This is a genomic window from Pseudomonas gozinkensis (genome assembly GCF_014863585.1).
Classification (GTDB): domain Bacteria; phylum Pseudomonadota; class Gammaproteobacteria; order Pseudomonadales; family Pseudomonadaceae; genus Aquipseudomonas; species Aquipseudomonas gozinkensis.
The window spans coordinates 5,167,374-5,191,450 of the sequence record NZ_CP062253.1 but is presented as its reverse complement, the minus strand read 5'-3'; the positions used below and the strand labels follow the sequence as shown (position 1 = coordinate 5,191,450).

Annotated in this window: 22 protein-coding genes; 13 read left to right on the top strand and 9 right to left on the bottom strand. The window is 61.6% G+C overall.

All coding sequences use genetic code 11. The features are described from left to right. Positions 1-78: 78 nt before the first annotated feature. The 4 genes from IHQ43_RS23030 to IHQ43_RS23015 form a co-directional block, all read right to left on the bottom strand. Entirely contained in the window at positions 79-2,130 is a 2,052-nt protein-coding gene (locus tag IHQ43_RS23030) for a putative bifunctional diguanylate cyclase/phosphodiesterase (RefSeq protein ID WP_102620744.1), read from the bottom strand. A 479-nt stretch (positions 2,131-2,609) separates the two neighbouring features. Beyond that, complete coding sequence (locus tag IHQ43_RS23025; protein WP_003227660.1) at positions 2,610-3,206, bottom strand: superoxide dismutase; 597 nt, start codon at positions 3,204-3,206, stop codon at positions 2,610-2,612. 176 nt (positions 3,207-3,382) lie between these two features. Beyond that, positions 3,383-3,985: a LysE/ArgO family amino acid transporter gene (locus tag IHQ43_RS23020; protein WP_192562228.1), complete on the bottom strand. Its 603-nt coding sequence runs from the start codon at positions 3,983-3,985 to the stop codon at positions 3,383-3,385. A gap of 5 nt (positions 3,986-3,990) precedes the next feature. After that, positions 3,991-4,392 carry an ACT domain-containing protein gene (locus tag IHQ43_RS23015; protein WP_007953258.1) on the bottom strand — a complete coding sequence of 134 codons (402 nt, stop codon included), beginning with the start codon at positions 4,390-4,392 and terminating at the stop codon, positions 3,991-3,993. A gap of 96 nt (positions 4,393-4,488) precedes the next feature. Here IHQ43_RS23015 and IHQ43_RS23010 point away from each other — a divergent pair, with 96 nt between their 5' ends. The 4 genes from IHQ43_RS23010 (at position 4,489) to IHQ43_RS22995 (ending at position 8,394) form a co-directional block, all read left to right on the top strand. Then, a complete protein-coding gene (locus IHQ43_RS23010; RefSeq protein ID WP_192562227.1) occupies positions 4,489-5,382 on the top strand; it encodes a LysR family transcriptional regulator ArgP in 894 nt (297 codons plus the stop codon). Between the two features lie 54 nt (positions 5,383-5,436). Further along, positions 5,437-6,429, top strand: a complete 993-nt coding sequence (locus tag IHQ43_RS23005; RefSeq protein WP_192562226.1) for an NAD-dependent epimerase/dehydratase family protein — start codon at positions 5,437-5,439, stop codon at positions 6,427-6,429. A 116-nt stretch (positions 6,430-6,545) separates the two neighbouring features. Continuing rightward, positions 6,546-7,421 carry an ATPase gene (locus IHQ43_RS23000; RefSeq protein ID WP_192562225.1) on the top strand — a complete coding sequence of 292 codons (876 nt, stop codon included), beginning with the start codon at positions 6,546-6,548 and terminating at the stop codon, positions 7,419-7,421. Between the two features lie 124 nt (positions 7,422-7,545). Beyond that, positions 7,546-8,394, top strand: a complete 849-nt coding sequence (locus IHQ43_RS22995) for a cache domain-containing protein (protein ID WP_192562224.1) — start codon at positions 7,546-7,548, stop codon at positions 8,392-8,394. A gap of 36 nt (positions 8,395-8,430) precedes the next feature. Here IHQ43_RS22995 and IHQ43_RS22990 read toward each other — a convergent pair whose 3' ends face one another. Together IHQ43_RS22990 and pobA are read right to left on the bottom strand one after the other, a co-directional pair. Next, on the bottom strand, positions 8,431-9,948 hold the full coding sequence (locus tag IHQ43_RS22990; protein ID WP_192562223.1) for an MDR family MFS transporter: 1,518 nt from the start codon (positions 9,946-9,948) through the stop codon (positions 8,431-8,433). A 79-nt stretch (positions 9,949-10,027) separates the two neighbouring features. Further along, the gene (gene pobA / locus IHQ43_RS22985; RefSeq protein ID WP_192562222.1) at positions 10,028-11,221 is read right to left on the bottom strand and encodes a 4-hydroxybenzoate 3-monooxygenase; all 1,194 of its coding nucleotides are present in this window, start codon (positions 11,219-11,221) and stop codon (positions 10,028-10,030) included. Positions 11,222-11,399: 178 nt separating this feature from the next. On the opposite strand from pobA, the gene IHQ43_RS22980 reads away from it, so the two are divergent. Beyond that, a complete protein-coding gene (locus tag IHQ43_RS22980; protein WP_192562221.1) occupies positions 11,400-12,296 on the top strand; it encodes a helix-turn-helix domain-containing protein in 897 nt (298 codons plus the stop codon). Between the two features lie 100 nt (positions 12,297-12,396). Here IHQ43_RS22980 and IHQ43_RS22975 read toward each other — a convergent pair whose 3' ends face one another. Both IHQ43_RS22975 and IHQ43_RS22970 read right to left on the bottom strand, forming a co-directional pair. Then, entirely contained in the window at positions 12,397-12,573 is a 177-nt protein-coding gene (locus IHQ43_RS22975) for a hypothetical protein (RefSeq protein WP_007953274.1), read from the bottom strand. An 86-nt stretch (positions 12,574-12,659) separates the two neighbouring features. After that, entirely contained in the window at positions 12,660-13,565 is a 906-nt protein-coding gene (locus IHQ43_RS22970) for a LysR family transcriptional regulator (RefSeq protein WP_208492425.1), read from the bottom strand. Positions 13,566-13,680: 115 nt separating this feature from the next. Here IHQ43_RS22970 and IHQ43_RS22965 point away from each other — a divergent pair, with 115 nt between their 5' ends. Beyond that, positions 13,681-14,559: an MBL fold metallo-hydrolase gene (locus IHQ43_RS22965; protein WP_192562220.1), complete on the top strand. Its 879-nt coding sequence runs from the start codon at positions 13,681-13,683 to the stop codon at positions 14,557-14,559. A 46-nt stretch (positions 14,560-14,605) separates the two neighbouring features. Next, a complete protein-coding gene (locus tag IHQ43_RS22960) occupies positions 14,606-15,220 on the top strand; it encodes an NAD(P)-dependent oxidoreductase (RefSeq protein ID WP_192562219.1) in 615 nt (204 codons plus the stop codon). Positions 15,221-15,459: 239 nt separating this feature from the next. On the opposite strand, the gene IHQ43_RS22955 is transcribed toward IHQ43_RS22960, so the two are convergent. Beyond that, positions 15,460-16,338: a LysR substrate-binding domain-containing protein gene (locus tag IHQ43_RS22955; protein ID WP_192562218.1), complete on the bottom strand. Its 879-nt coding sequence runs from the start codon at positions 16,336-16,338 to the stop codon at positions 15,460-15,462. 218 nt (positions 16,339-16,556) lie between these two features. Here IHQ43_RS22955 and IHQ43_RS22950 point away from each other — a divergent pair, with 218 nt between their 5' ends. The 6 genes from IHQ43_RS22950 to IHQ43_RS22925 all read left to right on the top strand — a co-directional run bounded on the left by IHQ43_RS22950 (position 16,557) and on the right by IHQ43_RS22925 (position 23,977). Further along, positions 16,557-18,194, top strand: a complete 1,638-nt coding sequence (locus tag IHQ43_RS22950; protein ID WP_192565046.1) for a 5-guanidino-2-oxopentanoate decarboxylase — start codon at positions 16,557-16,559, stop codon at positions 18,192-18,194. After that, a complete protein-coding gene (locus IHQ43_RS22945; RefSeq protein ID WP_192565045.1) occupies positions 18,194-19,642 on the top strand; it encodes an aldehyde dehydrogenase family protein in 1,449 nt (482 codons plus the stop codon). Before IHQ43_RS22950 ends, IHQ43_RS22945 begins: the two co-directional genes overlap by 1 nt. Before the next feature lie 217 nt (positions 19,643-19,859). Continuing rightward, positions 19,860-20,963 (top strand): extracellular solute-binding protein, encoded by a 1,104-nt coding sequence (locus IHQ43_RS22940; protein WP_064383797.1) that lies wholly within the window; start codon positions 19,860-19,862, stop codon positions 20,961-20,963. A gap of 186 nt (positions 20,964-21,149) precedes the next feature. Further along, on the top strand, positions 21,150-22,058 hold the full coding sequence (locus tag IHQ43_RS22935) for an ABC transporter permease (RefSeq protein WP_007960163.1): 909 nt from the start codon (positions 21,150-21,152) through the stop codon (positions 22,056-22,058). Beyond that, positions 22,055-22,903: an ABC transporter permease gene (locus tag IHQ43_RS22930; protein ID WP_192562217.1), complete on the top strand. Its 849-nt coding sequence runs from the start codon at positions 22,055-22,057 to the stop codon at positions 22,901-22,903. Before IHQ43_RS22935 ends, IHQ43_RS22930 begins: the two co-directional genes overlap by 4 nt. A gap of 18 nt (positions 22,904-22,921) precedes the next feature. Then, positions 22,922-23,977, top strand: a complete 1,056-nt coding sequence (locus IHQ43_RS22925; RefSeq protein WP_007960168.1) for an ABC transporter ATP-binding protein — start codon at positions 22,922-22,924, stop codon at positions 23,975-23,977. Positions 23,978-24,077: the final 100 nt, after the last annotated feature.

Here is a 24,077-nt window from a genome sequence, read left to right as displayed (position 1 = left end):
GCGCGAGGTTTGCGCTGGATGAACAGCGTAGACCACGCCTGACAGATCAAGGGTTTTGCCGGGTTTTGCAGGGAGGTTTCAGAGGATGGCCGCGTTGCTGCGCTGGGCCTGCTTGAGATAAACGCTCAGCTCCCGCGCCGGCAGCGGTTTGCTGTAGTGGTAGCCCTGACCTTCGTGGCAGCCTTCGGAGATGATGTAGGTTTCCTGTTCGGCGGTTTCCACGCCCTCGGCGATCACCTGCATGCCCAGGCTCTTGCCCAGTTGAATGATGGCGCGAACGATGGTCGCGTCATCGTCGTCATCCAGCAGGTCCTGGACGAAACTCTTGTCGATCTTGATCTTGTCCAGCGGCAGACTCTTGAGATAGCTCAGCGAGGAGTAGCCGGTTCCGAAGTCGTCAATGGCGATCAGGGCGCCGGAGCGGCGCAGGCTCAGCAGGTGCTGGGCGGCGGTGCTGATGTCTTCCATCAGGCCGGTTTCGGTGACTTCCAGCTCCAGACTGCGCGGTGGCAGACGGTACATCTGCAACAGGTTGTTGACCACCCGTGGCAGCTCGGCGTGGTGCAGTTGCACGGTGGACAGGTTGACCGCCATGCGCAGGTCGACGAAACCCTGATCGTGCCATTCGCGCAGTTGCTTGCAGGCCTGATCCAGCACCCATTCGCCGATGGCGATGATCGTGCCGTTCTGTTCGGCCAACGGAATGAACAGGTCCGGCGGCACCAGACCGTGTTCCGGATGCTGCCAGCGAATCAGTGCCTCGACGCCGACCACACGGTGATCGCGGTAGCTGATCTGTGGCTGATAGACGAGGTAGAACTGATCCCGCAGCAGGGCATCGCGCAGGTCTTTTTCCAGCTCGCGACGGCGGCGCATTTCGCTGTCCACGCTGGCGATATAGAACTGATAGCGGTTGCGCGAGCGGGTCTTGGCCAGGGTCATGGTCTGCTCGGCTTTCTGCAGCAGCTTCTCGGTACTGTCGCCGTCCTCCGGGAACAGGGTGATGCCGATGGTGGCGCGCAGGCGGATTTCCTGATGATCGAGGGCGAATGCCGCCTCCAGATCATCGAGGATGCTTTGCGCCAGTTCCGCTGCTTCGTAAGGTTGTTCGATATCGGCCTGTACCAGGGCGAACTGGTCGCCACCGAGGCGGGCGAGGGCGCCGAGGCGACCGCTGTGGGCGCGCAGACGGTCGGCGAGTGCCAGCAGCAACTGGTCGCCTGTCTGATAGCTGAATTGTTCGTTGATGCCCTTGAAATCGTCCAGACCTACGCAAAGGACGGCGACCCGCCGTTGCAGCTTGCCGGCATCCACCAGGATCTTGTCCAGTTGCTGCTGCAATTGCTGGCGGTTCGGCAGGCCGGTGAGGAAATCGTACTGGGCCATGCGCAGCAGGCTGTTTTCCGCCTCGTGGCGCAGGTGGGTGTTGCGTTCGATGGATTCGAGCAACTGGTTGGCGGTGTTGATCCAGATTCCCAGTTCGTTTTTTTCGTGGCCCTTGAGCTGCGGAATCTTGTGTTCGCTGGGGCGGTCCGGGTTGATCTCGGTGAGGTGCTCGATGATCCGCGACAGCGGTTTGGTCAGCAGCCAGTGATAGACCAGATACAGCACCAGGCCCATGGCCAGGGCGCGCAATACGCCGGAAATGAAGATGATCACCGAGCTGACAATGAAACCCTGACCGTAGGTGGCCGTGTCGAGGGTGATGCTCAGGTCGCCGTAATATTCGCTGTAGGGCCCGCGTCCCACCAGTTGGGTGGTGAACGTGCGTTCCTGGCCGAGGATCAGGTCGGTCAGCCAGCGGCTGTTGGAATGCTGCAGCTCACGGGATTTCTGCGCGAGCATCGCTTCGTTGGGATGGCCGATGGAGGCCTGGCGCACGGCGTCGTCCTGAAACAGGCCTTCGATCACCTGCATGCCCATCTCCCGGTCCAGGCTATAGACCGCCTGGGTGGAGGGATCACGGAACATGTCGAGAATGCGTTCGGCGTCGCCGGCGACGGCCTGGCGTGTTTTATAGGCATCGAAGACGATCTGCGCGCAGCTCAAGACCACGCCGACGATCAATGCCGACAGGAGCACGACCCGGAGCAACTTCACCGACAAGCTGTTCTTGAGTTCCAGCTTCAAAGGGTTATTCCTTGTTCCGTGCGGGTAGCGTCAAGTTGCAATGAGTATTGGCAATCCCGTGTTGGCAGTCAAAGGGACAATCAAGCCGCGGAAAATTTGTCCGTGGCCTTGGCCGAAATGCTGCTGTCTGGAGTATTTGCCCTATTTGTACTGTGTCGGTAGTTTCGGTCCCCAACTTGAGCGGCTTTGGACAATTTTTCCTCTTTTGATGTTAGTTCGCCGTGGCACAGCAGCAAGCAGCTGCAGACAGCTTTCATCGTGAGAGAAGCGCTATTCCTGGCAGGAGCTACCGAAGGTTTGAAGCCAGCACGAAATTGATCGTTCCCATGCTCCGCGCGGGAATGCAGCCCCTGGCGCTCCGCGTCACTGGACGCAGAGCGTCCCCGGAGGCATTCCCGCGCCGGAGCGTGGGAACGATCATTAAAAAACGCGGGCATAAAAAAACCCGGCAATAGCCGGGTTTTTGTCTGGCGTGCAGCTTAAGCGGTGAAGGTCTTGCCTTCGAACTGCTCGGCCACGAACTTCCAGTTGACCAGGTTCCAGAACGCCTCGACGTACTTAGGACGCAGGTTACGGTAGTCGATGTAGTAAGCGTGTTCCCAGACGTCGCAGGTCAGCAGCGGGGTGTCGCCGCTGGTCAGCGGGTTGCCGGCGCCGATGGTGCTGGCCAGAGCCAGAGAACCGTCAGCCTTTTTCACCAGCCAGCCCCAGCCGGAACCGAAGGTGCCGATCGAGGTTTTGCTGAACTCTTCCTTGAACTTGTCGAACGAACCGAAAGCCGCGTTGATGGCTTCAGCCAGTGCGCCGGTTGGTTGACCGCCGGCGTTTGGCGCCAGGCAGTTCCAGTAGAAGGTGTGGTTCCAGACCTGAGCGGCGTTGTTGAAGATGCCGCCCGAGGAAGTCTTGACGATTTCTTCCAGGGTCTTGCCTTCGAACTCGGTGCCTGGCACCAGGTTGTTCAGGTTCACGACGTAGGTGTTGTGGTGCTTGTCGTGGTGGAATTCCAGGGTTTCCTTGGAAATGTGCGGCTGCAGGGCATCGTGTGCGTAAGGCAGCGGCGGCAATTCGAAAGCCATGATGATTCTCCTAATCAGGTCTGTTGCGGTGAGCGCAAGGCCGATCACGGGCGGCCAGAAATGCACCGGCGAGTTTTTACTCTTTGCGGCGCAGGGTTCGGATCATAGCACCGGGGGTGCGGCTTAACCACGCAACAACTGTGTGGGATAGAGGTTCCAGAGCTGTTTGGAATAAATCATGAAGCCAATATCAATTGCCCTGCCACCGTGAACATCATTACCGCCACCAGCAAGTCCAGAATCCGCCACGTACTCGGCCGTGCCAGCCACGGTGCGAGCCATGCCGCGCCGAACGCCAGGGTGAAGAACCACAGCAACGAAGCACTCGCCGCGCCCACGACATAAGCGCCGGGCACCGACTGTTGTGCGCCGAGAGAACCGATCAGCAAAACGGTGTCGAGATAGACGTGCGGGTTGAGCAACGTCACCGCCAGTGCACTGAGCATCACCGCCCGTAGCGAACGCACGGTCTGGTTTTCATCCTGTTGCAGGCTCTGTTTCGAGAAGGCCCGGCGCAATGCCTGGCTGCCGTACCAGATCAGGAACACCGCCCCGCCCCAGCGGGCAACTGCCAGCAACGTCGGGTTCTGCGCCAGCACCGTGGCCAGACCGAACACACCGGCCGCCACCAACAATGCATCGCAGGCGACGCACAACGCGGCGACCGGCAGGTGATGTTCACGCCGCAGGCTCTGGGCCAGGACAAAGGCATTCTGGGTGCCGATCGCCATGATCAGCCCGAACGCCACCAGCAAACCGTTGGTATAGCTTTGCCACATGACGGTTACTCCGCGTTGGCTGCGAGATCGCGCAGCACTTGCATGGCGCGTTCGGCGTCGGCCTGACCGACGAACAAATGGTCGTGGTAATAACCGGCGATCACGTTGCAACTGATACCGGCCTTGCCCAGTGCGGTGGCGAAAGCGGCAGTCAGGCCGACCGCTTCCAGCGCCGAATGCACGTTCAGGGTGATCCAGGCTGCGACGTAGTCGAAGCTGAAACCGGCGCGCTCGGCGTGGGATCGTTCGAGAATCACTGTCAGGCCTTCCTGTTCACGGAAACTGCCTACAACTTCCAGGCCGCTCGGCAACTGGCCGTCGCGCAGGGTGCAGAACACGTATTCGCCGGCATTGAGCTGCGGGCTCATGCTGCGCAGCAGGGTGGTCAATGAGGTTTCGCCAGCCATGATGGTGGTCCTTGATAAAGAGTGCTTGCTGGCTATTCTCCCGGTTGACGCTGTATAAGAAAAACCAATAGTGCTGATCGCTCATTAGGAAAACTGATGTTCGACTACAAATTGCTTTCCGCTCTGGCCGCCGTGGTCGAGCAGGCCGGATTCGAACGGGCGGCGCAGGTGCTGGGCCTTTCGCAATCGGCGATTTCCCAGCGGATCAAACTGCTGGAAGCGCGGGTCGGCCAGCCGGTTTTGGTGCGCGGCACGCCGCCGTCGCCGACCGAGATTGGCCGGCGCTTGCTCAACCATGTGCAGCAGGTGCGTCTGCTTGAGCGGGATTTGCAGACGCTGGTGCCGGCGCTGGACGAAGAAGGTCTGCCGGAACGCCTGCGCATCGCCCTGAACGCCGACAGCCTCGCCACCTGGTGGGCCGAGGCGGTGGGCGGCTTCTGCGCCGAACAACATCTGTTGCTGGACTTGATCGTCGAAGACCAGACCGTCGGCCTCAAGCGCATGCGCGCCGGTGAGGTGGCCGGTTGTCTGTGCGCCAGTGAACGGCCGGTGGCGGGTGCGCGCAGCGTGCTGCTCGGGGCGATGCGCTATCGGGCGTTGGCCAGTCCGGCGTTCATTGAGCGGCATTTCCCCGACGGCGTGCGGGCCGAACAATTGCCGCGCACCCCCGCATTGGTCTTCGGCCCTGACGATTTTCTCCAGCATCGCTACCTCGCCTCCCTCGGTGTCGATGGTGTTTTCGAGCATCATTTGTGCCCGTCGTCCGAAGGTTTTATCCGCCTGACAGAAGTCGGGCTCGGCTGGGGACTGGTGCCGGAGTTACAGGTGCGCGAGCAACTGGAGCGCGGTGTGCTGCGCGAACTGTTGCCAGATAAACCGATCGACGTGCCCTTGTACTGGCATCATTGGCGCAATGGCGGTCAGTTGCTCGGGCTGTTGACCGAGCAATTGGTGCGCTCGTCGGCGCAATGGCTGGTGCCGTTGGACTGACGGCCAGCGTCAAGACTCACGAATCAGGCAAAACGAAAGACAGCGGAGCTCTACATGAAAATTCTGGTCACCGGCGCAAGCGGCTTCATTGGCGGACGCTTTGCGCGTTTCGCCCTGGAGCAGGGCCTGGACGTGCGGGTCAACGGTCGCCGGGCCGAGGGTGTCGAGCATCTGGTGCGTCGCGGTGCCGAGTTCGTTCAAGGCGATTTGAGCGATCCGGATCTGGTGCGTGCGCTGTGCAGCGACGTCGAAGCCGTGGTGCATTGCGCCGGCGCGGTCGGTTTATGGGGCCGTTATCAGGACTTCCATCAGGGCAATGTGCAAGTCACCGAAAACGTGGTCGAGGCCTGCCTGAAACAACGGGTTCGGCGGCTGGTGCATCTGTCGTCGCCATCGATCTACTTTGACGGTCGCGATCATCTTGGCCTGACCGAAGAACAAGTGCCCAAGAGCTTCAAGCATCACTACGCCGCGACCAAATACCTGGCCGAGCAAAAGGTCTTCGGCGCCAAGGAGTTCGGCCTCGAAACCCTCGCCCTGCGCCCGCGTTTCGTCACCGGCGCCGGCGACATGAGCATCTTTCCGCGCTTGCTGAACATGCAGCGCAAGGGGCGTCTGGCGATCATCGGCAACGGTCTGAACAAGGTCGATTTCACCAGCGTGCACAACCTCAACGAAGCGTTGCTCAGCAGCCTGCTGGCCGACGCCTCGGCGCTGGGCAAGGCCTACAACATCAGCAACGGCGCCCCGGTGCCGCTGTGGGATGTGGTCAATTACGTGATGCGCAAGATGGAAGTCCCACAGGTCACCAAGTACCGTTCCTACGGGCTGGCCTACAGCGTGGCGGCGCTCAACGAAGGTGTGTGCAAGCTCTGGCCCGGGCGTCCCGAGCCGACCCTGTCGCGCCTGGGCATGCAGGTGATGAACAAAAATTTCACCCTCGACATCAGTCGCGCCCGGCATTATCTGGACTACGATCCGAAAGTCAGTCTGTGGACGGCCCTCGATGAGTTCTGTGGCTGGTGGAAGGCCCAGGACATTCGTTGATACGAATCTGCCGGCCGGCACTGAACCGCGCCACGGCTTGAGGGTCAACCCCAGCGGCCGCGGGGTTTATACTTCGCCCCAATCTGCCATCACCGCGTTTCACAAAGGTTGCCTCAATGTCCATGCGTAACGATGCCCACGACGATTTCGACGATGTACCGAGCCTGCGCGCCGATACCCTCGATGACGACGATTTTCCGGCCACCGCCCGCACCACCGTGCATTCGCGCACGCCGCCGGTGGTCAAGGTCAAGGCTGCCAGCACCGGGCCGTTGTGGGCACTGGTCGGCGCATTGTTCTTTGCATTCATCGGTCTGGCCTGGTGGAGCTTCCAGCAGATTTCGCTGATGGAGCAGCAACTGGTGGCGACTCAGGAAAGTTTCGCGCGCATCAGTGAGGAAGCGGCGGGGCGCCTGCAGGACATTTCCGGCAAGGTCGTGGCCAGCCAGACCAACGTCACCACCGACAGTGAAGCCCTGAAGCTGCAGATCAAACAGCTGCAAAGCGCGCTTCAGGATCAGAGCAAACAGCAGCAGGGCGTGGCCGGGCAGGCGACAGATCTGGACAAGCGCCTGGCGCAGATGACCGCGCAGACCACCGAACAACAGACCGCCAACACCCAGTTGCAAGCCCAGGTCAAAGCCCTGAGCGCCGAACTGGCGACGCTGAAAAGCACACCGGCCGACACCAGCAAGGTCGACGCCCAGCTCAAGAGCCTGGATGCCCAGGTCAAAGGCTTCGACGCGCAGTTCAAGAGCCTCGGTGCCGACATCTCGGCCCTGAAAAAACAAGGTGGGTCGAACCCTGCGATCGATCGTCTGGAGCAGGAAATCGTCATCCTCAAGAGCGAGCAGGACAACCGTCCGGCCGCTGCGCAGGGCGGCACCAACACCGCCGAGTTCGATGCGTTTCGTGGGCAGATGACCCGCAACATCAACACCCTGCAAGCGCAGATCCAGAACCTGCAACAGCAACTCAACGCCCGTCCGTAAGCCTCTTGTGTGGCGAGGGAGCGAACGCCCTCGCCACAGCAACATTCAGAAGCTTTCTGAATATCCATACATGCCTTCAGGCCGTCTACGCTCTTGAAACACCAACAAGAACGAGGGATGCGTCATGGGGTTTGTGCACAAGCTGGCCTGGCTCGGCGCGGTACTGCTGTCGAGTTTCGGTCAGGCCAACGCGGCCACTACGGAAAAAGATGACAGCAAGGCCGCCATCGCCTTGCTGGAAAAGGCCCTGGCCTATTACCACGACAACGGTGACAAGGCGTTCGCGGCGTTCAGCCGTCAGGGCGAATTCGTCGACAAGGATCGTTACGTATTCGTGGTCGATACCAAGGGCGTGATGCTCGCCAGTGGCGGGCCGTCGTCGGCATTGATCGGTCGCGACGTGAGCGAGGTCCTCGGGCCGGACTTGCAGAAATCCTTCAAGGACGCCTTGAACGTGCCGGAAGGCAACGGTATCCAGCAGGCCGAATACCGCTGGCAGAACTGGTCCGACGGCAAGGTCGAGCGCAAGCACGTTTACTATCAGCGCATCGGTCAGAGGATTCTGGCGGTGGGTTACTACCTGCCGCGAGCATCGGCGGAGCAAGCCAAGGCATTGCTCGACAAGGCCGCAACCGATTTGACCAAGGACGAGAAGGGCACGCTGTCCGCGATCAACTCGCTCAAGGGCGGTTACCTGCAGGACGATTTGTATGTGTTCGTGGTCAATCTCGACAACCGGCGCTACGTCGCCCACGGCACCAACCTGCGGTTGATCAATACCGATTTCGCCAAGGTCGATGACCCCGAAGGCAAACCGGTGGGCGAACCGATTCTGGCGCTGATCGGCAAGCAGGATGAGGGCGAGTACGAGTACCGCTGGAAAAACCCGGTGACCGGCAAGGTCGAGGACAAGCATGCCTACCTGAAGAAGGTCGGGAACATGCTGGTGGCGGTCGGTTATTACAGTGCTTGAATGCACTTCCCCTGTGGGAGCGACGGTGTTCTTTAGTCAGCGGGCGCCGTGTTCACGGCCCCGCAGCAACCGGTTCGGCATCGCAATCGCCGCCGCCAGCCCGAGCAGCGACACCGCCGCACTGACCATCAGCAAATGCCGGAACGTCACCAGCAATTCGGCACGCAAAGCATTCTGTGCGTCACCGGGCGCCGCGTTCAGGCCGTCGAGCAACACGTTTCCGGAATGCCCTTCGCTCATCAGCGAGCTACCGGCCAGGTGGGCGAAACTGGAATCCTGCAACAACGCCAGCAACAGCGCCGACATCAATGCCACGCCTACCGCACCGCCCAGTGAGCGGAACAGGTTGGTGGTGCTGGTGGCGACGCCGATGTCCTTTTGCTCGACCGAGTTCTGCGTACCGACCAGCGAGGTCGGGAACTGCATGCCACCGGCGATCCCGCTGAGCAACATGAACAGGCTGCTGAGCAGCGTCGCATCAGGCGGGCTGAAGGCCATGCCGAGGATCGAGATCGGCATCAGCAGTGCGCCGGTCAGAATCTGTGGTTTGTAGCGACCGGTGATCGAGGTGCGACGTCCGGCGAAATACGCGCCGATCGGCAACCCCATCGCCAGCGGCAACAAGTGCAGGGCCGCGCTGTCCGCCCCGGCGCCGGTCACGCTCTGGAAGCGCAGCGGCATCAGCACGATCAGGGAAATCGCCTGGAAGCTGCAAAAGAAAATCGTGCACCAGCACAGCAGCGCACTGCGGTTGGTGAACAGGTGCATCGGCAGCAGCGGCTCCCGGGCGCGTCGCTCGTGCCAGACGAACACCGCCAGCACCGCCACCGCACAAGCGAACAGACCGAGCACTTCGCTGCTGCGCCACGCATGGCCCTGGCCGACCTGAGTGATCGCCAGCAACAGCGCCGTCAGGCCGATGATCATCAGCAGTGTGCCGAGATAATCGATGATTGGTTTACGTTGGGGAATCGGCAGGCCGATCAGGTTGCGTCGCGCCACCCAGTACGCGCCGAGACCCAGCGGCAGGTTGATCAGGAACACCCAGCGCCATGACAGGTACTCGGTCATGTAACCGCCGAGCACCGGGCCGGCGACGCTGGCCACTGCGTACATGCTGCTGAAGTAACCCTGATAGCGCCCGCGTTCGCGAGGCGGCACGATATCGCCGATGATCGCCTGGCTCACCGAAATCATCCCGCCGGCGCCGATGCCCTGGAAAATCCGCGCCAGCACCAGTTGCTCCATGCTCTGGGCCACGCCGCAGAACAGCGAGGCGAGGGTGAACAGGCCCATGCCGAACAGCATCAGTTTGCGCCGCCCGTACAGGTCACCGAGCTTGCCGTAGATCGGCACCGCCACGGTCATCGCCACCATGTAGCCGGAAATCACCCAGGCCAGCAGGCTGACGTCCTTGAATTGTGCGGAGATGGCCGGCATGGAAACGGCGACGATGGTCTGGTCCAGCGCACCGAGAAAGATCGCCATCATCAGCGCGACCAGCACGCTGCGAATGGCCGGTTTGGGCGTTTCGGGATGGTTGAGATTGGTCACGGGCGAACCTGCGGGCAGTGATTGACCCGCAACGCCAGGGCGAGCGGGTAAGTGCTCGCCAGTGTAAGTCGGTAGCAGGCTATTCGATAGCCTCATAAGGAAGTCCGACGTAATTTTCTGCAATGGTTTTTTGACCGGCTTCTGAACTGACAAAGTAGTCCAGTTCCGAGGCGCAGATCCGCTGGCTGAAATCATCATGCTCGTCGAAGCGGTGCAGCATCGAGGTCATCCACCAGGAAAACCGCTCGGCTTTCCACACCCGACGCAGGCAAATCTCCGAGTATTTCTCCAGCAAGTCAGTGCGACCTTCGCGGTAGACCTTCAGCAAAATCCTGAACAGCGTGCTGACATCGCTGGCTGCCAGATTCAGACCCTTGGCGCCGGTCGGCGGAACGATGTGCGCCGCATCCCCGACCAGAAACATCCGGCCGTACTGCATCGGCTCGACCACAAAACTGCGCAGCGGCGCGATGCTCTTTTCAATCGACGGACCGGTCACCAGCTTCTGTGCCAGATCCTTCGGCAGACGATTGCGCAACTCATCCCAGAAGCGCTGATCCGACCAGTCGTCGACGTTTTCCTCGGCCGGCACTTGCAGGTAATAGCGGGTGCGAGTCGCCGACCGCATGCTGCACAGGGCGAAGCCACGCTCGTGGCGGGCGTAGACCAGTTCGTCGTGAATCGGTGGTGTGTCGGCGAGAATCCCCAGCCAGCCAAACGGATAAACCCGTTCGAAGACTTTCAGGCAATCCTCCGGAATCGACTGCCGGGCCACGCCGTGGAAACCGTCGCAACCGGCGATGTAGTCGCAATCGACACGCCAGGTTTCGCCGTCCTTTTCGAAGGTGACATAGGCTTCGTCGCTTTTCATGCCACAGGGAACGACATGGCTGGCTTCATAGATGGTCTGTCCGCCGGTCTCCCGACGAGCGGCCATCAGGTCGCGGGTGACCTCGGTCTGGCCATAGACCATCACGGTTTTTCCACCGGTCAGGGCTTGCAGGTCGATGTGGATCCGGCGCCCGTCGAGGGCCAGTTCGAAACCACCGTGCACCAGACCTTCGGCGTCCATCCGCTGACCCACGCCAGCTTCGCGCAACAGCTCTACCATGCCTTGTTCAAGCACACCGGCGCGGATTCGGCCGAGCACATAGTCGGGTGTCTGGCGCTCCAGAATCAGGGTGTCGATGCCGGCGTTGTGCAGCAGTTGGCCGAGCAATAATCCGGACGGACCGGCGCCGATGATGGCGACTTGGGTTTTCAGCGTTTTCATTGTTTTTATGACTCGCAAGCTTCACGCGACAACGGCCGGTGAATGATTTTCAGGATTCGAGTGCTTGCATTTTTCCCTTGCGGGTCTGTCAATTGAAGGTGAAAACTGAGCCGATACCTGTACATTCTGCCAATCGGTGCGATTATCGCCCGCAAACCTCGAGGCCTGGATTGAAGTGATGAACAAGCCTGACCTGCCTTCGATTCCGGTGTTCAAGCTCTACGGTGAAAGCCTGGACTGGCCGACCCCTGACTTGCTGCACTGTGAAACCATTTCCAAACGCAGCCGCGAACACCAATGGGAAATCAAACCCCACCGCCATGCCGATTTGTGCCAGTTGCTCTTCGTATTCAAAGGTCAGGCAGAGCTTGAAATCGAAGGCCAACGCACGCAACTGAACGAAGCCGCGATCCAGATCCTGCCGCCGTTATCGGTGCATGGATTCCGTTTTTCCGAGGACGTCGAAGGATTTGTCGTTACCCTCGCCACACCGTTGATCAACCATTTGCAGGCGCAACTGGGCAGCGCGGTGCAGGCTCTTGCCCAGGCCGAAAGTTACCCGGCGGGCAAGGACGCGGAATACCTCAACAGTCTGTTTACCGCGTTGCAGGCCGAGTACAACGGCCATCAACCGGCGCGGGAAATGCTCATGCATTCGCTGGTCAGCGTGATCATGGTCTGGGTCAGCCGTCAGGCGATCCGCCGTCACAACGCCACGCAACGCCCGCAGCGTCAGCGCGAATACCTCAACGGGTTCATTCAGTTGGTGGAAGAAACCTACCGTCAGCACGTCAAGGTCGAAGACCTGGCCCATCGGCTGGGGATTTCCGTCTCGCACCTCAACGGTACCTGCCGTGAACTGGCGGGGCAGCCGGCGTTGCAGATCATGCACGAGCGTCAGTTGCTGGAAGCCAAGCGTCTGCTGACTTACACCAGCATGACCATTTACGAGATGTCCGAGGTGTTGGGGTTTTCCGATCCGACCAACTTCACGCGCCTGTTCCGGCGCCGGGTGGGGATCTCGCCAAAGGCGTTCCGCGACCGACTCAAATCCGAACAACAAGAGAGTGAATAGGTAGGAGCGAGCTTGCTCGCGAAGACGGTGTATCAGCCGGCAGTTTAGCCACCTGACACGCCGCCTTCGTGAGCAAGCTCACTCCCACAGACGTCCTGTATCAGCGCAGGGCGTTGAGGGTGGCGTTGTGAGGGATGCAGCGCTCGAAGTTGCAGCTCGCGTACTCACGGGGCAGTTGTCGCAACTGCTCCACTCGCCACGCCGCGGTGCCGTACAGCGCCAGCGTGGCCGCGCAGGTGATGAAAATCGCGAGGTATCTTCTTGTTCTGGTGTTCATGGCGTTGACCTCTGAACGAATACCCTTGGGTACTACTTTCAGCATAGGTCAGCGCCGTGGAGTTGCCAGCGGCTCTGCGAGCGGGATTACAGCCCGATATCCCATTGCGGGTTTTCGGGAAAACGCTGCACCAGAAAATCCAGCATGCAGCGCAACGCCGCCGGCATGTGCTTGCGCGAGGCATACACGGCGTAGATGTTCATCTGCCGCGGCTCGGCGTGGGGCAGCAGGCGCATTAGTTCGCCGCTGTGGATATGCACGCCGGCCTGATAGGTCGGCAGCATCGCCACGCCAGCGCCGGCCAGGGTCGCGCGCAGCAGGGTGCTGGCCTCGTTGGCGCTGATGTTGCCCTGCACCGGCACCGAGACCGGCTCGCCATCCTCCTCGAAATGCCACAGGCTCTTGCCGAAATAGGAATGGGTCAGGCAGTTGTGCCGGCTCAGATCTTCTACGCGCTGCGGCTGCGGATGTTCCTGCAGGTAGGCGGGCGCGGCGCAGACCACCGAGCGGCAGACCGTCAGACGCCGGGCGATCAGGTTGGGATCGAGGTCGTTGCTGGTGCGGATCGCCAGGTCGATGCGCTCGTCCACCAGGTTCACGGTGCGATCGAGCATTTGCAGGTCGATGTTCACCCCCGGATACGCTTTGACGAACGCCGCCATGGCGTCGGCCAGTTGCGCCTGGCCGAACGAGGTGCTGACGCTGATCCGCAGCAAACCCCGAGGCGCATCGGCGGGTTCGCTGACGGCGGCCTGCATGTCGCCGGACAGCTCCAGCATCTGCCGGCAGCGCGGCAGGATTTCGTTGCCGGCGGCGGTCAGGCTCAGTTTGCGCGTTGTGCGGTGCATCAGGCGCGCGCCGACCCAGTCTTCCAGTTCCGCCAGATAGCGCGACACCACCGGGCGCGACAGGTCCAGGTGATCGGCCGCCGCCGACTGGCTGCCCAGATCCACCACCGTGACAAACACCCGCATTGCTTGGAGACGATCCATGATTTGCCCGCTTTCAGAAACAAACTATGTTCAAGCATCGCATTTTTTGTAACGAGTCTGGCAACTAAGCTCTGTCCCCATCGCCAAGCACGGCATTCGAACAGCGGAGCAACCCATGATCGGCTTCACCACCCTCAAGCGCGTTTTACTGGCCACCGCCACCCTCGGCTTTGCTGCCCACGCAGCGGCTGCCAACCTGACTCTCGACGTCTACAACCCGGGCACCAACGCGATCTTCCCGGTGACTTCGGTGCTGGTCAGCGGCGAGAAGGACGCAATTCTGGTGGACGCCCAGTTCGGCAAATCCCAGGCCGAGCAAGTGGTGGAAAAGATCCGCGCCAGCGGCAAGCAACTGACCACTATCTACATCAGCCACGGTGACCCGGATTACTACTTCGGTCTCGACACCCTGACCAAAGCCTTCCCGAATGCCAAGGTCCTGGCCTCGCAACCGACCGTTGATCACATCAAAAAAACCGTCGACGGCAAACTCGCCTTCTGGGGCCCGAAAATGGGCGCCGACGTGCCGACCAAAACCATCGTGCCGGGCGTGCTCAAGGGCGACAGCCTGATGCTCGAAGGGCAGAAACTGCAGGTGGTCGGCCTGGAAGGCAAACAACCGGATCGCAGCTTCGTGTGGATCCCGTCGCTGAAAGCCGTGGTCGGCGGTGTGGTTGTCGCCGAGAACATTCACGTGTGGATGGCCGACACCCAGACCGCGCAATCCCACGCCGACTGGCTGGAAACCCTGCACTCGATCGAAACCCTGAAACCGAAAACCGTGGTGCCGGGTCACTACCTGGGTGACAGCGCCCGTTCGCTGGCGGCCGTGAAATTCACCGCCGACTACATCAAGGCGTTCGATGCCGAAACCGCGAAAGCCAAGGACTCTGCCGCGCTGATCGCCGCGATGAAAAAACGCTACCCGACACTGGGCGAAGAAAGCTCGCTGGAGCTGAGCGCCAAAGTCGCCAAGGGCGAGATGAAGTGGTAACCCGATTCTGAAAAACGCAGCACTCTCAAGCCAACTGGAGAATGTCATGAGCAAGATCGCAATCATTGGTGCCACCGGCCGTGCCGGCAGCCAATTGCTGGAAGAAGCCCTGCGTCGTGGCCACAGCGTCACCGCCATCGCTCGGGACACCTCGAAGATCGGCGCCCGTGCCGGTGTGGTCAGCAAGAACGTCGACGTGCTGGATGCCGCGGCGTTGCAGGACGCTGTCGCCGGTCACGATGTGGTGATCAGTGCCGCGCATTTCGCCACCGTGCCGGCCAGCGCGCTGATCGGTCCGGTGAAACAGGCCGGGGTGAAACGTCTGCTGGTGGTCGGCGGTGCCGGTTCGCTGTTGCTGCCGGACGGCACTCGCGTGATCGACAGCGCCGGTTTCCCGGCCGAGTACAAGGCCGAGGCCAGCGCTGGCGCGGCGTTCCTTGATGCCTTGCGTCAAGAGAAGGAACTGGACTGGACGTTCCTGTCGCCGTCGGCGCTGTTTGTCGAAGGCGAGCGCACCGGCAAGTTCCGCGTGGGCAAGGATGACTTGCTGGTGAGTGCTGAAGGCCAGAGCTCGATCACCTTTGCCGACTACGCGATTGCGTTGATCGACGAAGTGGAAACGCCGAAGCATTCGCGTCAGCGGTTCACCGTCGGATATTAAGTACTGGATCGTTCACTCGCTGATCGTTCCCACGCTCCGCGTGGGAATGCAGCCCGGGACGCTCCGCGTCCCATGCCGAAGCGGACGCGGAGCGTCCAGTGAGGCATTCCCACGCAGAGCGTGGGAACGATCAATGTGGGAGCGAGCTTGCTCGCGAAGAGGGCGTGTCAGTCGACATCAACGTTGAATGACACACCGTATTCGCGAGCAAGCTCGCTCCCACAGGGAATTTGGGGTGTTCAACGTGTGTGCGCCTGCTCCACCAACCACCCCATCAATTCCTGCAATTTCGCCGACGGCTCCGATGCCGGCGCGACGATGTAATAGCCCAGTCCCGTCTTCACCTTCAGATCGAACGGCATCACCAGTCGCCCGGCGTTCAAGTCGTCGCCGATCAGTGACCAGTCGCCGATCGCCACCCCCGTCCCGTGGGACGCCATCGACATCGCCTGATCCAGCGTTTCGAAATGCTGACCGCTGGCGATATTGCTCAAGTGCAGTTCGGCGGCTTCGAGCCAGAGTGTCCAGTCGTCATCGGTGTGGGTCGGATGCAGCAGCAGGTGTTGTTGCAAGTCTGCCGGTGTGTGCAGGGCCGGCCCACTGTTGAGCAGCGTCGGTGAACAGACCGGTGTCAGTTGTTCATCGAACAGATGCAGGGTGGCGGGCGAGTCGTGGGGCGCGGTGCCGTAGATCACTGCGGCGTCGAACTGCTCGCGATGAAAGTCCACCCCGTGCTGCAACGACGCTGTGAGTTTCACCGGCACGTCCGGGCGCTCGCGCTGCCATTGCAGCAGGCGCGGCAGCAACCAGCGCATCACGCAGCTCGGCGCCTTGAGTTGCAGGGTCTCGCGCCTGGCGCCGATCTGCTCCACCGAATCTCCGATCAGGCTGAACACCTGCTGCACCCGTGGCAGCCATTCGCGACCTTCGGCCGTCAGTTCCAGACCTCGGGCCAGGCGAATGAACAGCTCATAGCCCAGATGTTCCTCGAGCCCGGCGATCTGCCGGCTCACCGCGCCCTGGGTGATGTGCAACTGCTCGGCGGCCCGGGTGAAGTTGCAGCACTGCGCGGTGATCAGAAACGTATGCAGGGCGGGCAGGGGAGGCAGTCGTTTCATGTGGATCCAAGGTATGACGTGAGGACATGGCTAGTATGAGCTTTTATCGATTGTTGCGGCTACGGGTCGCCCGTTTCAATGAGCCATTCCCGGATCCCTGTGGGAGCAGGCATGCCCCGGGCGGCGATCCGGCATGGATGTAACTGATCCACCGCTTTCGCGAGCAAGCTCGCTCCCACAAGGTCCCGATGTCTCAATTGAACAAAAAGGGCAAAGACATGGCGACGTGTGGCGAAGTACTGGTCAAGTTACTCGAGGATTATGGGGTCGAGCAGGTGTTCGGCATTCCCGGGGTGCATACCGTGGAGCTGTATCGCGGGCTGGCCCGTTCAAGCATCAACCACGTCACTCCGCGCCATGAACAGGGCGCCGGCTTCATGGCCGACGGCTACGCCCGCACCAGCGGCAAACCGGGTGTGTGCTTCATCATCACCGGCCCCGGCATGACCAACATCACCACCGCCATGGGCCAGGCTTACGCCGATTCGATCCCGATGCTGGTGATCTCCAGCGTGCAGTCGCGCAGTCAACTGGGCGGTGGTCGCGGCAAGCTGCATGAACTGCCGAACCAGAGCGCACTGGTCGGCGGCGTGGCGGCGTTCTCCCACACCCTGATGTCGGCGTCCGAATTGCCGGGCGTGCTCGCCCGTGCTTTCGCGCTGTTCCAGGCCGGGCGTCCGCGTCCGGTGCACATCGAAATTCCGCTGGACGTACTGGTCGAAGAAGCCGACGAACTGCTGACCAGCGTGCCGGTCAACATCGACCGCGCCGGTGCTGCGCCGGCCGCCGTGAGCCGCATGACTGAACTGCTGGCCGGCGCCCAGCGTCCGCTGATCCTCGCCGGTGGTGGCGCCATCGACGCGGCTGCCGAACTCACCGAACTGGCCGAACTGCTCGATGCGCCGGTGGCCCTGACCATCAACGCCAAAGGCATGCTGCCGTCCAGCCATCCGCTGTTGATCGGTTCGACTCAGAGCCTGGTAGCGACCCGTGCCCTGGTGGCCGATGCTGACGTGATCCTGGCGATCGGCACCGAACTGGCGGAAACCGACTACGACGTCACCTTCGCCGGCGGTTTCGAAATCCCCGGCAAATTGCTGCGCGTCGATATTGATTCAGACCAGACCGTGCGCAACTATCCGCCGCACGTGGCGCTGGTGGCCGACTCCCGCAACGCCGCACAAGCGCTGCTCAGCGCGTTGTCGCACAAACCGCTGGCCGAGCGCCGCAACGATTGGGGGCAGGTACGCGCCGCCCGTCTGCGTGAAGACCTGGCCGCGACCTGGGATGCACCGACCCTGGCCCAGACCCGCTTCCTCGAAACCGTGCTGCACGAATTGCCGGACGCAGTCTTTGTCGGCGACTCCACGCAACCGGTGTACACCGGCAACCTGACGTTCAACCCGGAGCGTCCGCGTCGCTGGTTCAACTCGTCCACCGGTTACGGCACCCTCGGTTACGCCTTGCCGGCAGCAATCGGCGCGTGGCTCGGCGGCAACCTCGAACACGGCGCGCGTCCGCCGGTGGTGTGTCTGATCGGCGACGGCGGTCTGCAATTCACCCTGCCGGAACTGGCCAGCGCCGTGGAAGCGCGCACCCCGGTCATCATCCTGCTGTGGAATAACCAGGGTTACGAAGAGATCAAGAAATACATGGTCAACCGCGCCATCGAGCCGGTGGGCGTCGACATCTACACCCCGGATTTCATCGGTGTGGCCAAGGCCCTGGGTTGTGCGGCGGAAGCGATCAGCTCGGCCGAACACCTGCGCGGTGCACTGCGCGCCGCCACCGATCGTCAGGGCCCGACCCTGATCGAAATCGACCAGACCCAATGGATGAAGGCGGTGGCCCAATGATGAATTTCCCGACCACACTCGACGGCCTGTACATCAACGGCCAATGGTCCGCTGGCCGCGAACACCTGCGCGTGATCAATCCGGCCACCGAAGCGCTGCTGACCACGGTCAATGGCGGTGACGAAAGTGCCGTCAATCAAGCGGTAACCGCAGCAACCGAAGCTTTTAAAGGATGGTCGAAAACCACCGGCGCCGAGCGCGCCGCGATCCTGCGCAACATCGCCAATGGGGTGCGCAACGGCCGCGAACATCTGATGAAGTTGCAGTCGAGCAACAACGGCAAACCGCAGTTCGAAGCGGGCATCGATGTCGACGACGTGATCGCCACGTTCGAGTACTACGCCGAACTCGCCGAAGGCCTCGATGCGAAACAGGACTGCAACGTGCCACTGCCCAGCGATGACTTCAGCGCACGCGTGCGCCGCGAGCCGTGCGGCGTGGTCGGGCTGATCGTGCCGTGGAATTTCCCGATGGTCACCACCGCGTGGAAACTCGCGCCGGCCCTGGCCGCCGGTTGCTGCGTGGTGCTCAAACCGTCGGAAGTCACGCCGCTGCCAGAGCTGGAACTGGCGACCATCATCGCTGAATCCGGTCTGCCAAAAGGTGTGTTCAACCTGGTGTGCGGCACCGGTCTGGCGGTCGGCGCGCCGCTGTCGGCGGACCCGCGCATCGCCAAGGTTTCCTTCACCGGCAGCAACGCCGTGGGTGTGCAAGTGATGCAGCGCGCCGCTGAAACCGTGAAGGGCGTGAGCCTGGAACTGGGCGGCAAATCCTCGCTGCTGATCCTGGAAGATGCCGACCTGGATCTGGCGGTGGAACTGGCCTGCGGTGGCGGTTTCTTCAACGCCGGGCAGATGTGCTCGGCCACCAGCCGGGTGCTGGTGGCCGATGAACTGGCCGACGAATTCCTGATTCGCTTGAAGGCCCGCGCGGAAAAAATCCGTGTAGCCGATCCGTTCGACCCTGAAGTCGAGATGGGCGCGCTGGTCAATCAGGCGCAGTACCAGCGAGTGCTCGGTCACATCGACCGTGGACTCAGTGCCGGGGCCAAGCTGATCTGTGGCGGCAATCGTCCCGCCGATCTGCCGCGCGGATATTTCTTGCAGCCGACGATCTTCACCGAAGTGCCCCTCGACAGTGCGCTGTGGTGCGAAGAGATTTTCGGCCCGGTGATCTGTGTGCGCAGTTTCGCTTCGGAAGCCGAGGCGATTGCCTTGGCCAACGACAGCCAATTCGGGCTGGTCGCCAGCGTGGTCACGCGCAATGCCGAGACCGCGGATCGGGTCGCCAACGCCTTGCAGGCGGGGCTGGTGTGGCTCAACGCACCGCAGGTGATCTTCCCGCAGACCGCGTGGGGCGGCTACAAGCAGAGCAGCATCGGCCGCGAGTTGGGGCCGTGGGGCCTGGCGGCATTTCAGGAAATCAAGCACGTGGTCCGCGCGCTCTGAATGCCCGAAAAAGGTCAGCGCATGCCTCGCAACGAGGCATGCGCCGACGTCATGGCTTCAATGAGTTTTTATCGATAGTCAGGTGTTTTGCACGACCTCAGGATGAACCCGCAGACCACGCTCAAGCCCTTTGAAACCGGGCGCTTGAGCAACATCGGTCAAGCAGCTGCAAGGGTTGCGATCAGTCTCATACTTACAAGAATAATGGGAGTCCTAAATGGGCGAGCACGATCTGAACAGGCGTCAATTCATCAAAACCGTCGGCGTGGCCTCGGTGGCTGCGGCGGCCATGAGCATGCCCTTCATCCGGGCCAGTGCCAGCGACACCCGCTTTGCCGGCAAGACCCTGCGCCTGCTGACCTGGTCCGATGACACGGGCCTGGCCGCACTGCGCAATATCGCCGCAACGTTCGAAGCCAAGACCGGCGCCAAAGTGATTGCCGACCGCACCGGCAGCACCTCGGAAATGGTCGCCAAACTCAAGGCCGGCGGTGACCGTCCGCAGTACGACATCATCACCCTGGCTGGCGTCGGCGCCGAAGGTCTGGCCGCCGCCGGACTGCTGGAAAAACCCGATCTCAACCGCATTCCCAACCTGGTCGACGTCCCGGAAAAATACCGCACCGGGGCCAACGGTCACGGCATCGGTTACCTGCTGTGGTGCAACAGTCTGGTCTACAGCACTCGCACCCAGAGCACCGCGCCGGACAGTTACGCCGCGCTGTGGGACGCCGATCTGGCGCCGAACATTTTCCTGCCGCCGCCGAACTGGACCGAGGCCATGGACCTGATCATCATCGCCGCCAAACTGGCCGGTGGTGACGAGCACAACATCGAGCCGGGCTTCAAGAAACTCGCCGAGTTGAAAGACCGCGTGGTGACCCTGGGTGAAAACCCCAACCAGATCGCCGAGCTGTTCCGCACCGGTTCCCTGGACATGGGCGGCCTCTACGCTCCGGCGTTTTTCCCCAAGCAGATCCGCGATCCGAACTATGGCCTCGGTGCCACGTTCGGCATGAAGGAAGGTTTCTACACCGACCTGATGCTCTCGGTGATGCCGAAGAACCGTCCGGGCGACACCGATCTGGCCTACGCCTTCATCGACCACTCCCTCGACCCGCTGGTGCAGGGCAAGATGGCCGAAGACATCTTCAACGGCCCGGTCAACGCCAAGGCGATCATCTCCGCCGAAGCGCGCAAGAGCCCGTTCATCCTCACGCCGGAGCAGATCGCGGAGAAGGCGATCATGCACGACAACGCCTTCCTGGCGACCGTGCATGACCAGTGGATTCGTCGCTATACGGAAATCTTTTCTTCCTGACGCAAACACAAACCTTCAGAGCACCGCAAATCCCTGTGGGAGCTGGCTTGCCAGCGATGACGGCCTACCTGTCGACAATGATGTCACTGACAGATTGCTATCGCTGGCAAGCCAGCTCCCACAGGGTTCGCGGTGGTTTGAAAACCTGTGTCTGTCAGTTGTTTTTCCATTGACGAGATCATTGCTATGGAACATCAATCCCTGACCCAACCGGTCGGTGCGGGTGACGTGCGCCCGGCGCGCGGTGTTTCGCCGACTGCCCGGGCGTGGTTTTTCCTCACGCCGTCGATGCTGTTTCTCGGCGTACTGATTGCCGCGAGCCTTTTGGTGCTGCGCATGAGTGTCGGCACCAAGGGCGCGGAGTGGTCCGGTTTCAGCCTGGCCAGTTACGCGCAGTTGCTCGAACCCTACTACCTCAAGTCGTTGCTGCTGACCTTGCGTCTGGCGTTGATCAGCGCGGTGATTGCCGTGGTGCTGGCGATTCCGGTGGCGTACACCATGTCGCGCCTGACCTCGCCGTTCGTGCGGCGGATTTTTCTGGCGGCGGTGCTGTTGCCGTTGCTGGTCAACCTGCTGCTGCAAAGCTACGGCTGGCTGGTGATCCTCGGCCCCGGCGGCATGCTCAATCAGACCTTGATGGGCCTCGGTCTGATCAAGCGGCCGATCATGTTGCTGTACAACCAGAACGGCGTGTTGATGGGCCTGGTGCAGACCGCGTTTCCGCTCGCTGTGCTGCCGATTGCCAGCGCCATGCGCGGTGTCGCCCGCAGCTACGAAGAAGCTGCCGCCACCCTTGGCGCCAGTCGTTTTCAAGTGTTCCGTCAGGTGGTGTTGCCGATGAGCCTGCCGGGGATCATCACCGGCGCGACCCTGGTGTTTGCCTACAACGCCAGCAGCTTCGTGGTGCCGTTGCTGCTCGGCGGTCGGCGCGTGCCGATGCTCGCGGTGATGGTGCATGACCAGATCGCTCCCCTGATGAACTGGCCCGCCGCATCCGCAGCCGGGGTGGTGCTGATCGTCACCACGCTCGCCATCATGACCTTGTCCGAATACATCACCGGCCGCCGTCGCCGTCTGCTGGAGGCTTCGCAATGAGTGCCCTGATCAAGAAGCGCCAGTCGCTACTGCCGGGCGATACCGGCAAATTCGCCGGCATACTTTCCGGGATCATTTTGTTCCTGGCGGTGTTGCCGATCCTGACCATGATCGTGATGTCGTTCAGCGGTGCGTCGAACCTCGACTTCCCGCCGAGCAGCTACAGCCTGCAGTGGTACAAGGCGGCGTGGCACACCTTCGTCTCGCCGGACGCCAGCGATGTGCTGAGCCTCGGCCAGGCCATGGGCACCAGTTTGCTGGTGGCGTGCCTGACGATGGTTTTCGCCACGCTGATTGCGGTGCCGGCAGCTTACGCGCTGACCCGTTGCGAGTTCCGGGGCAAGGGCGTGGCGCTGCAACTGATGTCGCTGCCGCTGGTGTTCCCGATGGTGGTGCTGGGGCTGGCCTTGCTGCTGGTGTTCGACAGCCTGCCGTTCCATATGACCACTTCGCGGCTGGTGATTGCTCACGTGATTCTGGCGCTGCCGTTCGTGGTGAAGAACTGCACGGCGGCCATGCTTTCCATCGGCAGCGAAGTCGAAGAAGCCGCGCAGATGCTCGGCGCCTCGCCGTTGCGCGCCATTGTCGACGTGGTGGTGCCGTTGATGAAATCGGGGATTCTGGCGGGGATGCTGCTGGCGTTCATCGTCTCGTTCAACGAGTTCACCGTGACCTATTTCCTTTACACCATCGACGTCATGACCGTGCCGATCTGGATGTACAGCCGCACCGTGTCATCGCTCGACCCTACCGTGTTCTCGTTTGCCGTGCTGATCGTGCTGATCGACTTCGTCCTGATCTGGGCGCTGGAGAAGCTGGTCGGTGAAGGCGGCGTTTCCTTTTGATTTCTTGAGGTGATTTTTATGTCTGGTCTGATTCTGGAAAACGTCGAGAAACACTACGGCTCGGCCTGCGCGGTAAAAGACGTCAACCTGCATTTGCCCGAGGGCAAACTGGTGTGTTTCCTCGGCCCGTCGGGCTGTGGAAAGACCACGTTGTTGCGAATGATCGCCGGGCTGGAAACCCTCACCGGCGGCGAGATCCGCCTGGACGGCGAGGACATCGGCCACACCCCGGCGCACCTGCGCAACTTCGGCATGGTGTTTCAGTCGCTGGCGCTGTTCCCGCACATGACCGTGGGCGAGAACATCGCCTATCCGCTGAAACTGCGGGGCGTGAGCAAGGCTGATCAACAGGCGCGGGTGGTGGAGTTGCTGGAACTGATCCAGCTGCAACCGATGATTGATCGTCCAGTGGCCAAACTCTCCGGCGGTCAGCGTCAGCGAGTGGCGATTGCCCGGGCGATTGCCTCGCACCCTAAAATCCTCTTGCTCGACGAACCGCTGTCGGCGCTGGACGCCAAGTTGCGCGAGTCGATGCAGGTAGAAATCCGCCAGCTGCAACAACGCCTGAACATCACCACCATCATGGTGACCCACGATCAGCGCGAGGCCATGACCATGGCCGATATCGTGGTGGTCCTCGGTGAGCATCGGGTGCAGCAAGTGGGGACTCCGATTGAAATCTATCGGCATCCGGCCAACGAATTCGTCGCGGACTTTATCGGCTCGGGGAATATTTTCCCGGCCACCGCGCTGGGCGATGGCAAGGTCGTGCTGCCGGGTGGCGATGCACTGCAAGTGCCGATTTGCAGCAGCATCGTGGTCGGGCAGAAAGTGAAAATGCTGATCCGCCCCGAAGACCTGCAACTGTCGGCGCCCCAGGCCACGGCGGGCAATCGGCTGCTGGGCAAGGTAACGTTTGTGCGGGATATCGGCGCGACGATCGAGACCACGGTGGAGTGTTCCGGGGTGACCTTCACGGCGCTGAGCACGCCGTGTCAGGGCTTCGGGTTGGGGATCGGGCATCCTGTTTCGGTGACGTTGCCGAGTGAGGCGTGTCGGGTGCTCGGCGCCTGATCCAGATTTGATGCTGGCTCTGCCGACCTCTTCGCGGGCGAGCCCGCTCCCACAGGTTCTGTGTCGTACAAAAGTTTTGTAGTCGACACCAGTCACTGTG